We start from the raw sequence: 12,754 nt of genomic DNA, 5'->3' as shown, positions 1-12,754 counted from the left end.
GATCGTTTCTCAGCGGTCGATGAATCGCATTGCCTCGGCCCGGGTGGCGATGTCGGTGCGGAACAGGCCTCTCACCGCCGAGGTGACCGTGTTGGCCCCCGGTTTGCGGATGCCCCGCATCGACATGCAGAGGTGCTCGGCCTCCACCACCACCAGCACGCCCCGCGGATTGAGGGCGCCTTCTATGGCATCGGCAATCTGAGTGGTGAGCCGCTCCTGCACCTGGGGCATCCGGGCATACCCATCCACCACCCGGGCCAGCTTCGACAGCCCGGTGATGCACCCATCTTCGTTGGGGATGTAGCCCACATGGGCCTTGCCCAAAAACGGGATCAGGTGGTGCTCGCACAGCGAGTACAGCGGGATGTCGCGCACCAGAATCATCTCGTCGTGGTCGGCTTCGAACTGGCGGGTCAGGTGGGATGCGGGGTCTTCGTGCAGACCCCCGCAGATCTCGGCGTACATGCGGGCCACTCGTCCCGGTGTGTCCAGCAAGCCGTCTCGGTTCGGGTCCTCGCCGATAGCGGCCAAGATCTCCCGCACCGCGGCCTCGATCCGAGGTTGGTCTACCGTGGCCGTTTCCTTGTCGCCCATCGGCCACGACGGTAGTCGGGTAGTGTCAAAAACTCATGGTTGGGCGGCCTGCGCTGGACGGGGTTCGAATAGTCGATCTGGGTTACGGCATCGCCGGCGGCTATGCCACCAAGCTGCTGGCCGATGCGGGCGCCGAGGTGGTCAAGGTGGAGCTGCCCGAGGGTGATCCGCTGCGGGGATATTCGGCCTCCTTTGCCCCCGTTGGCGATCACGGCCCGCTGTTCGGGTTCTTGAACACCACCAAACAGGGCGTGGTGCTGGACTACCGGTCGGCAGAGGGCCGCGATCAGCTGCTTGAGCTCTACGGCGCGGCCGAGCTGGTGATCGAGCGGTCCGAGCCCGGCCAGCTCGAGGCGCTGGGGGTGGGCTGGGAGGCGCTGGCCAACCGGCGACCCGACGCCACCATGGTGTCGGTGTCCAATTTCGGCCGGGGAGGTCCGTGGAGCCAGCGCCCGGCCAACGAGTTCACCCTCATGGCCATCGCCGGATCGACCGCCACTCGGGGCCAGCCGGGGCGCACCCCGTTCAACGCCGGGGGACGCATCGGCGAATGGATGGGCGGAGTGACCGCGGCGGTGGCGGCCGCCGCCGCGTTGCGCCGGGCCCGACGCACCGGAATAGGCGACCACGTAGACCTCTCGCTGCTGGAGACCATCACCCCCACCTGCACCAACGTGCAGACCCTTTGGGGCTCGTTCACCGGGGACTACGACACTCGCGCTTTGCTAGAGGTGCCGTCGGTAGAACCCACCCGGGACGGCTACGTGGGGTTCTGCGTGTTCACCGGCCAGCAGTGGCAGGACTTCACCGTGCTGGTCGGCCACCCGGAGTGGGCCGACGACCCCGAGCTGGGCACCATGGGCGGACGCATCCTCGCCGGGGACTCCATCGCCGGTGCCATCCGGGAGTGGACCTCGGCCCGTACAACCGAGGAGGTGGTTCGCGATGCCATCCTGCTGCGCATCCCCGTCGCCCCCATCGGCAACGGCGCCAACTTGCCCGAGTTCGACCAGTTCGCCCAGCGGGGGGTGTACGTCCCCAACCCAGGCGGAGAATTCATCCAACCCCGTGTTCCCTACCGCAACAGCGCCCATCCGTCGGTCGCCTTTCGGCCCGCCCCTCGCCTGGGCCAACACACTGACGAGGTGCTGGGCCGGCTGGCGGCTGGCTCAGACTCGAGTGCCTCTGCCCGACGGGAGGGCACCGACCCGACCGCGTCGCCCGATGCCCTGCCCCTCGACGGCGTGCGGGTGGTGGACATGACCGCCTTTTGGGCCGGCCCCTACGGAACACTGGTGCTGGCCACCCTGGGGGCCGACGTCATCCACATCGAATCGGTGCAGCGGCCCGACGGGATGAGGTTCGGCTCGGCCCGCACCCCGGCCGATGACCAATGGTGGGAATTCGGACCCACCTTTCACCATGCCAACGTGGGCAAGCGCTCCGTGACCTTGGACCTGACCCGTCCCGAGGGAATGGAGCTGCTGCATCGGCTCATCGGCGTCTCCGACGCCTTGGTGGAGAACTTCTCGCCCCGGGTCATCGACCAGTTCGGGCTCGACTGGGACACGGTCAGCGCCTTGAACCCCCGGATGGTGATGGTGCGAATGCCGGCCTTCGGACTCGACGGGCCGTGGCGAGACCGGGTGGGCTTCGCCCAGACCATGGAGCAGGTCAGCGGTATGTGCTGGTTGAGCGGCTACACCGAAACCGCGCCGCAACTGGCCCGAGGACCGTCCGACCCGCTGGCCGGGTTGCACGCCGCTTACGCGGTGATCTGCGGCCTGCACGCCCGAGAGCGAACCGGCCTCGGCAGCTTCGTGGAGGCCACCATGGTGGAAACGGCGCTTAACGCCGCGGCCGAGCAGGTGGTGGAGTACTCGGCCACCGGACATCTGATGCAGCGAGAAGCCAACCACCACCCCTACGCCTGCCCTCAAGGGGTGTACCCGTGCGCCGACGGCCAGCACATCGCCTTGTCGGTGGAGACAAACCAGCACTGGGAGGGGCTGCTGGAAGCCGTGCCCGAACTGGAGCTGGACCGGGTACCGACCTCGGCGGCTCTGGCCGACCGGTTTGCCGTCCGCCACACCTTCGACGAGCGGCTCAGCCGATGGTGTGCCGACCAGCAGGCGGTCGACGTCGTCGTGCGGCTCATCTCGTCCGGCGTGCCTGCCGCGGAGGTGGAGATGAGCCGAGGGGGCGACCGCAACCCCCAGGTGAACGCCCGCGGCTTCTACGAGCCGGTCGAGCACCCCCTGGCCGGCACCCATCGCTTCCCCGCCATGCCGGTGCGCTTCGGCCGCCAGCCCGACCGCTGGTTCGCCCGCCCCGCCCCCACCCTCGGCGAGCACAACGCCGAAGTGCTGGGCGGCCTGCTGGGACTGGATGACGACGAGCTGGCCCGCCTCGAGGCCGCCCAGGTCATCGGCACCCGCCCCGCCTTCGCCCCTCCCAGTTCATCTGTCTAGTGCCGAGAGCGCCCACCGCCCTGTCCCAGATGGACAATTTGCGCAACCCCATAGCGAAAACTTGCCCCTAGACTGACCTCCACATGACGGCCACCGAGTCGAACCGCAGCTACCGGCTCTCCGATCGCTTCACCAACGATTCCGGAACCGTCTTCCTCACCGGAATTCAGGCCATGGCTCGGCTCCCACTGGAGCAACTGCGAGCCGACCGGGCTGCGGGGCTCAACACCGCGGCGTTCGCCGCCGGCTACCCCGGTTCACCCCTCGGCGGGCTGGACTCCGCATTGGAGCGGGCGGTCCGGGAATCGGGGGAAAGCCACATGGTGCTGCGGCCGTCGGTCAACGAGGAGTATGCGGCCACCGCGGTGATGGGCAGCCAACTCGCCGGGTCGAGGCCCGATGCCCGCTACGACGGGGTCATCGGCATTTGGTATGGCAAAGCCCCCGGTGTCGACCGGGCCTCCGACGCCATCCGCCATGCGATGTTCGCCGGGGCCGACCCCAAAGGCGGCGTGGTGCTCCTGGCCGGCGACGACCCCAATGCCAAGTCCTCCACCCTGCCGTCCACCTCAGCCGGGGTGCTGGCCGACCTGCACATCCCGGTCCTCTACCCCGGCGACCCTGCCGATGTGCTGGAACTGGGCCACCACGCCATCGCCATGAGCCGGGCCACCGGCCTGTGGGTGGGAATGAAGATCGTGGCCAATGTGGCCGACGGCTCCGCCAACGTGAGCCTCGGCACCAACCGGGTCAATCCGGTCATACCCCTGCACGAGGGCAAGCCCTACCAGCACCGCCCTGACACCCGCCTGCTCACCCCCTACACGCTGGACTTTGAGCGCGAGATCGTGGAGGTCCGCACCAATCTGGCCCTTCAATACGCCGAGTTGAACCACCTCAACCGGGTGGTGGTCGACTCCCCGGATGCGTGGATCGGGATCATCGCCTCGGGCATCACCTACTGGGAGGTGCGGGAGGCGCTGGCGGTGATCGGCCTGAGCAGCGATGCCGAGATCGCCGAAGCCGGCGTCCGAATGCTCCGCATGGGCATGCCGATACCGTTCAACGCCTCCACCATCCGCTCGTTCGCCACGGGCTTGGAGGAGATCTTCGTCATCGAGGAGAAGACCCCCAACGTGGAGTCTCGGGTCAAAGACGCGCTGTACAACGAAGCCCACCGCCCGCTGGTGGTCGGAGAGTTCGACGAGCACGACCACCAGCTCATCAAGAGCCACGGCGCCCTCCACGCCGACGATCTCATCAGACCGCTGCGCCATCGTCTGGACCGCATCAGCCACCGCCTCACTCCCGAGGCCCCTCGCCGGGAGCGCATCCCCCTGGCGGTGAACCGCACCCCGTACTTCTGCTCGGGGTGCCCCCACAACCGCAGCACGGTGACCGACCCCGACACCGCAGTGGGGGCCGGCATCGGCTGCCACACCATGATCCTGCTGGGGGGCGAGCCGCGCTACGGCGACATCGCCGGGCTCACCTGCATGGGCAGCGAGGGCACCCAGTGGATTGGCATGGCCCCATTCGTGGACACCCCCCATCTGATCCAGAACATGGGCGACGGCACGTTCTTCCACTCTGGGCAACTGGCCATGACCGCGGCCATCGCCGCAGGAGTCAACATCACCTACAAGCTGTTGTGGAACGGCGCGGTGGCCATGACCGGAGGGCAGAACCCCACCGGCGGCATCCCCCTCGACCGGGTGTGCCGGTCGCTGCTGGCCCACGGCGTGGCCCGCATCATCATCACCTCCGACGATCCAGCCCGCACCCGCCGCCTGGGGATTCCCTCCGAAGTAGCCGTGAGAGACCGCACCGAGCTGGCCGAAGTACAAGAGGATCTGGCCGCGGTGGCCGGGGTGACCGTGCTCATCCACGATCAGCGGTGCGCGGCTGAACTGCGCCGAGACCGCAAGCGGGGCAAGATCAGCCCGCCTCGCACTCGGGTGGCCATCAACCACCGGGTGTGCGAGGGGTGCGGCCACTGCGCCGAGGTCTCCAACTGCCTGTCGGTGCAGCCCTTCGACACGCCGTTCGGCCGCAAAACCACCATCGACCAGGACAGCTGCAACATCGACCTCTCGTGCTTGGAAGGCGATTGCCCGGCGTTTGTCACCATCACCCGGCCCAAGCGCGCTCGCAGAAAACAGGCCTCCGCACCGGCCGATCTGCCGGTACCCGCCACACCTATCCCTGCCCCGCCGGAGTCAGCCGGCGCCGACGTGAACATCCACATCACCGGCATCGGCGGGACCGGGGTGGTGACCACCGGCCAACTCATCGGCACCGCGGCCATGCTGGACGGGTCCAACGTGCAGGGGCTCGACCAGATCGGCCTGTCGCAGAAGGCCGGCCCGGTAGTCAGCGATCTGCGCATCACCCGCCATGGCCGCTCGGGCAGCAACCGGTTGGGCGACCGCCAGGCCGACCTGCTGCTGGCCTTCGACCTCTTGGTGGCGGCGTCGGCCACCGGGCTGGACGCGTCCGACTCTGCCCGCACCGCGGTAGTGGGCTCGCTCGACGTGGTGCCCCCCGGCGCCAAGACCGCCCACCCCGAGATCGACATGCCCACCGCCGATGAGCTGTTGGAGCGGGTGCGGGCCGATACCCGATCAGACGCCCAGTTCTGGGCCAGCGCATCCGACTTGGCCCAAGTGCTGGTGGGCGATGCGGTGGGCGCCAACGTGTTCGTGGTGGGCATGGCCGTGCAGACCGGGCTGCTGCCGGTGACGCCCGAGGCGCTGGAAACCGCCATCGAGCTCAACGGAGTGGCCGTAGAGCTGAACACCGCCGCGTTCCGCTGGGGCCGCTGGTGGGTGGCCGACCCCGAACGGGTTGAGGAGGCCATAGCACTTGCCCCGGCGCCGGATACCCACTCGGCCGATTGGATGGCAGATGACGACAACAGCGCGGTGTTGGGGCAAAAGCTGAGCGACCGCATTGCGGTGCTAGCCGACAGCGACACCGTACTGGCCGCCGCCCTGGAGTTGTTCGCCTTCGAGTTGGTGCGATTCCAAAACCGGGCCTTGGCCCACCGCTATCTGGACGAGGTGGCCGAATTCGCGGCCGTGGAGCGTCGTGTGAATCCCGGCTCTGCGGCGCTGACCGCGGCAGTGGCTGCTGGGCTGTACAAGCTCACCGCCTACAAGGACGAGTACGAGGTGGCCCGCCTGCTGCTCGACCCCAACGGCCACTATCCCGCCGCCGCGGTTGCCCAGCCCGGTGACCGCCTGGCCTGGAAACTGCACCCCCCAACCCTGCGGACCCTGGGCCGCAAGAAGAAGATCGCCCTTTCAGTGAACCGCTGGCGGCCGCTGATCCGGCTATTGGCCAAGGGCAAGCACCTGCGGGGAACCCCATTCGATCCCTTCGGCCGGGCCAAAGTCCGCCGCGAGGAGCGCCGCCTGCCCGCTGAGTACCTCGTGGCGTTGCGCCAGGCAATCGAAGGCACCGCCGCCCCCGAAGACCTCCAAACCGCCCAAGCCATCGCCGAGGCCGCCGACTTGGTCCGCGGCTACGAAGACATCAAGCTCGCCAACATCGAGCGCTTCCGGACGGCGATCAGCCGCTAGACCAACTCAGATCTGGGCTTCGCGGGGGTCCCAGCGCTCGCGGGCCTTGTCGCCCACCCGATTGAGGGCGAACACGGTCATGAACATCACGATGCCGGGCACAAACACCAGATGGGGATGATTCTGGTAGTTCTCCTGGCCCGCTTCGATCATGTTGCCCCATGTGGGCTCAGGGGGCTGGATTCCCACCCCCAGGAAGCTGAGCGAGGCCTCGGCCACGATCAGCACCGCAGTCACCAAGAAGGCATACGAAACCATTGGCAGAGCCACGTTGGGCAAGAGTTCCCGGAAGATGACGCGCCGATCCCCTGAGCCCATGGCCTTGGCCGCCAAGACGAATTCTCGCTGGGCAAAAGTCAGCGTGTTGGCCCGGGCCAACCGTATGTAGGTTGGAATTCCCAGCATGGAGAGTTCTAACGCCATGGTCCACTGGTTCTGCTCGAACACCGTGGCCATGGCCACCAGCAAGATCAGCGGGGGGAAGGCCAGCAGAGAATCGGCCAAAATACCCACGCCGCTGTCCAACGTCCCCCGGAAGTAGCCGGCGGCGATCCCGATAATCCCGCCGATCAGCAGGCCGATGGCCACCGCTCCCAGGCTGATGATGAGCGAGGTGCGGGCACCCCACATAACGCCGCCCAACAGATCGAGTTCCTGCGTGTTGGTGCCCAGGGGATGTCGGGAGAACAGATCGGGTCGAAGGCGCAGACCCTCGCCGAAAGAGTTCTTCACCAACTTGGACTCGGGCAAGGGAAGCCACTGCACCAAGATCGCCGAGAGCCCGATCATGACCAACCAGACTCCGGAGAGCCAGGCAGAGGTGTCGAACCCCGCACCCCAGCGCCTCTGGCAGATCGCATCCATGCCCAAGTAGCCGCCAGCAATGCCGAGCAGCACCAAAAGAACCCTGATTTCGGCAGTCACATCGTTGAGCACCATGGTGCCGACGAGTATCGCCGCAATGCCGATGGGCAGCAGCGGTGCCTGCCAGATTGGCCGAGGTTCCGAGATCCGACCCCGAATCTCCGGCTCGCCTTGGGCGATAGTGCCAAACGCCGCGTCAGACACGGCCCCGCCTGATTCTGGGGTCGAGGTACTGATAGGAGATGTCGATGATGGCGTTCAGCAGCACATAGCCCACTGCCAGCACCAGCACCCCTCCTTGGACCACGGTGTAGTTCTTGGGAAGCACCCCGAAAGCGACGATCAGCTTTCCCAGTCCCTCCAGCCCGAAGATGCTCTCAATGATCACCGTGCCGCCGATGAGCCGACCGAGGGTGATTCCGGCAATGGTGATGAGGGAGAACGAGGACGGTCGCAGCGCGTCGCGGAACAAGATCCGCCATGTGGGCATGCCCTTGGCCCGCGATGACAGCACAAACTGCTCCTGGAGGGTCGACAGCATGTCGGCTCGAAGCAGGCGGGTGAACACCGCGATCTCGCTCAGGGCCAGGGCCAGTGCAGGCAAGAACAACGAGCGAAGCTGCTCCCGCCAATTGTCGTCGTAACGGTGAGATGCCGTGCGGGGGAAGTCGGGCCACTGGAAGAACACCCAAAGCAAGAGCCCGGCAACCACCAGTGCGGTCACCATATATCCAGCCCATCCGGAGAAATCGGAACGATCCTCCCAAAGCCGGCTGAGAGCCAGATAGGCCAACCGCAACACGACCAAGCCAACGATGATCAGCCACAGATAGCGGGGAACGGACTGCCGGAACACGAAGAAGAAGATGAACAGCAAACCGGCCAAAAACGTCGGGACCGAGATGAAGGTGAACATGGTGCCGCTCACCAGCCGGTCGGCCCGGTTCCCTGCCGCGTGGGCCGACCACACCCCCAAGAAGATGGAGATGGTGAACGACATGCCCAGCGCCATGGCCGACAGGCGCAGCGTGGGTCCGGCGCTGCGCTGGAGCAAGTCGGAGACCGGCTCATTTGGTGGGCGCAGCGATTGGCCCAAATCACCGGTCAACGCACCGCCCAGCCAGTCTCCGTAGCGCTCGGTAATGGGCTTGTCCAAGCCGAGCGACTTGCGGACTGCCTCCAAGTCCTCGATGGTGGCGTCTGTTCCCAAGGCGGCCGCGGCGGGATCGCCGGGAATGAGGTCGATCAGAAAGAACGTGGCCAAAGAAACGAGGAAGAGCACCGGCACGAGCCGGATCAGCTTCAAGCCGACCACTCGCAGCACGGTGCTCTTCCTCTCCTAGAGCTCTAAGAACTCAGTTTGAACAGATTGACTTAGTTCTCCATGTAGGCGTTGGCGAACAGGAAGAGGGTGGCCATGGTGCGCTGCACGCCCTTGATGTTGTCAGCGAGCGCCAAGCCCTCTTCGTTCACCGACCAGATGACGCTGGGCAGGTGCTCAGCCCACACGCACTGCACATCTGCGAGTGCCGCCTGCTGATCTTCCAGAGTGGCGGCCCGGTACAGGTTCTCCAACGCGGCATCCATGTCCGGGTGGCCGAAGCCGATCCGGTTGGACCTGCTCTCCGAGTGGAAGTTCTGGTTCAGCGATGAGATCCAGGTGGCCCCATCCTGGTTGCTGCCCCAACCAGCCATCTCGTAGTCGGCCTGGATGATCACTCGGGGAATGAGGACAGTGGTGATGCCGCCATACTCAGCGGTCACGTCGAAGCCGACCCGCTCCAGCAAGCCTTCGACCGCTTGGCCGATGGCCGGAGCAGGATCCTGATCGGTATAGACGAAGAACAGCGAGCCGTCCCAGCCGGTCTCATCCTTGACTTCCTGCACCAGCGCGGCGGCGGCATCGGGATCGTAGGCCGGTTCTCTGTCAGCGCACTCCTGCACTGCTGGAGACCAGAGCAGCGTGCCCTCGTGGGCCAACGCATTGGTCACGATGCCGTTGCCCTCAAAGGCCCGGTCGTTGATGATCTGGCGGTCGATGGCGTGGTGAACGGCCTGTCGAATCCGGAAGTCCTGGGCGATCCTCTCGGCACCCCGCACACCGTTGTTGAGAAGGAACAGTCCGCCCACGTTCTGGAGCTCGGTATTCAGCGCGGCGCCAGCCTCGCGGGCATCGGCAAACACTGTCGGGTCGCGCAGGAAGGCAGCGTTGAAATCGCCGGCCTGGAAGGCCTCCCAGTTGGCCCTGGAGCTGCCTGGGAAGGTGAACTCGATCTCCTCGATGCACACCGGGCCACCCCAGTAGTCGTCCCGGGCCCGAAGCAGGGTCCGCACGCTGGGCTCCACCTCGACCACCTCGTAGGGGCCGAAGCTGGCCGCGTTGATCAGGTCGGGAGACACTGCCATCCGGTTGCGGACCAGCCTCTCAGCGCTGGCTTCCTCGCTGGCGTTGTCCGCCTCTTCCTCCAGAAGCTGGGCAATGACCCGCGGGTTCACGATCATGCCGGCCTCGTCGCCCAGCACCAGTGGGAAAGTGGTCCACGGCTGGATGAGGTGGAAGACGATGGTGTTGTCGTCCACCACTTCGGTGGTTTCGAAGTCGATGACCCTCAGTGAGCCCTCGATCGTGTTGGTGACACCGTTGCCCCGACCTTCCAGGAATCGCTGCATGGAGTCGACCACGTCTTGGGCGATCATCTCGTCGCCATTGCCGTAGGTGATGCCCGAGGGGATCACCAGCGTCCACTCGGTGAAGTCGTCATTGGGAGTGAGCGACTCCGCCACATGGGGGTTGTAAACACCAGCATCGGGATCGAAGGTCATCATGATGTCCCACACGTTCACCAACTGGGTGCCACCCACCAGCGAGCCGCTGCTGGCTGTGGGATCCATGTTGGAGTTGGGCGAGAACACCGCGTAGTTGATCTTGGTGCCCGGCACCGTGGCCTCGCAGCCGCCGGCCAGCTCTTCCTCGGCGGGAACGGCGGGCGCGACATCTTCGTCTTCCTCCACAGGAGCAGAAATGTCGCCGCCGTCGTCGTCGCCGTCATCGGCCGGCTCGGGCGCGGGCTCGTCGCCGCCGTCATCGGCCGGCTCGGGCGCGGGCTCGTCGCCGCCGTCGTCGGCAGGCTCGGCGGGCGCCGGCTCATCTGGAGCAGTTTGGACTCCGTCATCGTCATCGTTGCCGCAGGCCGCGGCCACTAGGCCGAAGACCATCAACAACGCCAACAGCTTCAATAGCGATGAACGCATGTGCATTTCCCCCTCGTGGAACTTGGTCCCGACACTCTAGGAAACCTGGGCTACCGGGGCAACAGAGACGCCCGACCTCGCGTCGGGATAGCCCAAGCAGGGCGGATCGCGGCTTTAGGGAAGGGCGGAGTCGATGAACTCCCGCATGACGGCGGCGCATTCTTCGGGCTGCTCTAACTGGAGCATGTGGGTTGCGTCGGGCAGGAAGTCGTAGTCGACGCTGGAGATGTCGCTGAGGTTCAGCGACGGTAAGTACGAATAGGGCAGCGTCGGATCGGCTCCGAGCACCTTGACGGGACAGCGGATCTTGGAGAAGTCGATGAACGCGCCGAAGACGCTGGCGTAGTCGATGATCTGCGCTTCGTACTCCCGCGGGCATCGCAGCTCGAAACCCTCCCCACCGGGGGATTCCCGCAGGATGGTGTCGGCCAGCAGGTCAACCGTCCCGGGCACCGCCGCCTTGTAGGTGGGGAATATCTCGAACAACTCGGTGAACGCGCCCTTGGTCTTGAACTGATGGGTGCGGCGCCGGGCCGACTTCGCCATGCGGATCGCGGCTTCTTCGAAGTCCCGAAAGTTCCTGCCCGGCTTGCACAGGGGCGGGTCGAACAAGACGAGCGCCGAGTACTCGCTGCCCTTGGATTCAGAAATGAGGGGCGTGAGGCATGATACGGAGTGGAATACGCCAACCTGTGGTTTCTGGCCGAATTGCTGGTCGATCTCCTCGAGGATGCGGTCGTGGTCGCCGACGAGAGTCGGAACGCTGTGATTTTCCAAGTCGCCCACCGCGTTCCACCCATGGTTTCTCATGTCGTAGACGATGAGATCGAAGTCTTGGGTCAGGAGCGACCAAAACGGATAGTACAAGTCGATGGCCAGGCCGTTGCCATGGCTGAGAATCAGCCGAGTTCCATCGGGGTTGCCATGGCGGCGAAGCAGTATCGACGACTCGCCGCTCACCTTCACTTCGTGTACAGACCGCGGCTCGGGAACTCTCCAAGCCGATTCTTGCTCCGTCACAATGACGGGCTTACTTCATAGGCGACGGCGGCGGCGAATTCCTGTGTTCCGATGTCTTCCAGGCACCAGGACGTCCCAGGGATTTGAGCAAACTGGCCAACGCTCTTGGCCGTCCCCTGGCGCATGTCATCGGGGATCTCCAATTCTGCGACCTTCATGGAAAGGCCCTTGCCGTGGGCTTTCACGAGCGCCTCTTTGATCGTCCAGAAGCGAAAGAACGCATGAAGCTGCTGGAACCCGTCAAGCGATTCCAACTCAGCCTTTTCTCGGGGGCTGAACACGCCTTCGATGAGGTTCTCAAGATTTCGGCGAGGCTCCCGCTCCTCAACATCCACCCCTAGGCGACCCCTGGGCGCCACAGCAATCAGCCCGTGGCTGCCGCTGTGGCTCACATTGAAGCTGACGGAGGCGGGCAGGCCGTTGACCAGGGCAAAAGGCTTACCGTGCTTGGCGGCTTCAAACGCCAACGACTCGTTGGGACAACCGATTTGGCGGCAAAGAATGGCACGGAGCGCGGCGCGGCACAGCACATACCGCCGTTGAGCGGTTGGGGATTGAAAGCGCTCCCAGCGCGAGCGCTCTTCCTCGTCAAGCCACTCAAAAGCCTCGGCTTCGCGCCCCTGATCGGGGATCAGGTCGACGTGGAAAACGGCAATAGCACCGATGCTCTTGAACCGGTGCCACCAGCTATCTGCGTCGGTGATCAACCAGAGGATTCGAGATGGTTGATGAGATCTTGAGGCGTCAAGAGCTCGGCGAACTCCTCAGCGGAGATGTCGGTGCCGAACTCCTGGTTGACCATTTGCCAAAACGCCACGATGTCGGAAGAAGCGACACCTGCATCGGCAACGTTGCGAGACAGGTCCAGAGGCTGACCTGCTTCTCGCCCATCAATTTCCAGCGTCTGGTCGACGATGGCCCTGATCCGCTCTTCAGTCGAAGACATTGACCTGCTCCTTTGCGACAAAT

9 protein-coding genes are annotated in these 12,754 nt (G+C 65.3%); 2 read left to right on the top strand and 7 right to left on the bottom strand.

What is annotated here, in order from left to right:
• Window positions 1-9 precede the first annotated feature (9 nt).
• Complete coding sequence (folE, locus tag ACOGI7_RS00320) at window positions 10-594, bottom strand: GTP cyclohydrolase I FolE (RefSeq protein WP_419849938.1); 585 nt, start codon at window positions 592-594, stop codon at window positions 10-12.
• A gap of 35 nt (window positions 595-629) precedes the next feature.
• On the opposite strand from folE, the gene ACOGI7_RS00315 reads away from it, so the two are divergent.
• Window positions 630-3,065 carry a CaiB/BaiF CoA transferase family protein gene (locus ACOGI7_RS00315; RefSeq protein ID WP_419849937.1) on the top strand — a complete coding sequence of 812 codons (2,436 nt, stop codon included), beginning with the start codon at window positions 630-632 and terminating at the stop codon, window positions 3,063-3,065.
• An 83-nt stretch (window positions 3,066-3,148) separates the two neighbouring features.
• Window positions 3,149-6,649, top strand: a complete 3,501-nt coding sequence (locus ACOGI7_RS00310) for an indolepyruvate ferredoxin oxidoreductase family protein (RefSeq protein ID WP_419849936.1) — start codon at window positions 3,149-3,151, stop codon at window positions 6,647-6,649.
• 6 nt (window positions 6,650-6,655) lie between these two features.
• Here ACOGI7_RS00310 and ACOGI7_RS00305 read toward each other — a convergent pair whose 3' ends face one another.
• From ACOGI7_RS00305 to ACOGI7_RS00280, 6 genes are all read right to left on the bottom strand, one after another.
• On the bottom strand, window positions 6,656-7,717 hold the full coding sequence (locus ACOGI7_RS00305; RefSeq protein ID WP_419849935.1) for an ABC transporter permease: 1,062 nt from the start codon (window positions 7,715-7,717) through the stop codon (window positions 6,656-6,658).
• Window positions 7,710-8,837 carry an ABC transporter permease gene (locus ACOGI7_RS00300; RefSeq protein WP_419849934.1) on the bottom strand — a complete coding sequence of 376 codons (1,128 nt, stop codon included), beginning with the start codon at window positions 8,835-8,837 and terminating at the stop codon, window positions 7,710-7,712. Before ACOGI7_RS00300 ends, ACOGI7_RS00305 begins: the two co-directional genes overlap by 8 nt.
• A gap of 50 nt (window positions 8,838-8,887) precedes the next feature.
• Entirely contained in the window at window positions 8,888-10,771 is a 1,884-nt protein-coding gene (locus tag ACOGI7_RS00295; protein WP_419849933.1) for an ABC transporter substrate-binding protein, read from the bottom strand.
• A gap of 108 nt (window positions 10,772-10,879) precedes the next feature.
• Window positions 10,880-11,725, bottom strand: a complete 846-nt coding sequence (locus tag ACOGI7_RS00290; RefSeq protein WP_419849932.1) for an alpha/beta fold hydrolase — start codon at window positions 11,723-11,725, stop codon at window positions 10,880-10,882.
• 56 nt (window positions 11,726-11,781) lie between these two features.
• Entirely contained in the window at window positions 11,782-12,492 is a 711-nt protein-coding gene (locus tag ACOGI7_RS00285; protein ID WP_419849931.1) for a 4'-phosphopantetheinyl transferase family protein, read from the bottom strand.
• A complete protein-coding gene (locus ACOGI7_RS00280; protein ID WP_419849930.1) occupies window positions 12,489-12,731 on the bottom strand; it encodes a phosphopantetheine-binding protein in 243 nt (80 codons plus the stop codon). The genes ACOGI7_RS00285 and ACOGI7_RS00280 overlap by 4 nt, the downstream gene beginning before the upstream one ends.
• Window positions 12,732-12,754: the final 23 nt, after the last annotated feature.

It is taken from the genome of Candidatus Poriferisocius sp. (assembly GCF_965204145.1).
In the GTDB taxonomy this organism is placed as follows: domain Bacteria; phylum Actinomycetota; class Acidimicrobiia; order Acidimicrobiales; family Bin134; genus Poriferisocius.
The sequence above is the reverse complement of the archived record's forward strand: the minus strand, read 5'-3'. Positions and strand labels throughout refer to the sequence as shown.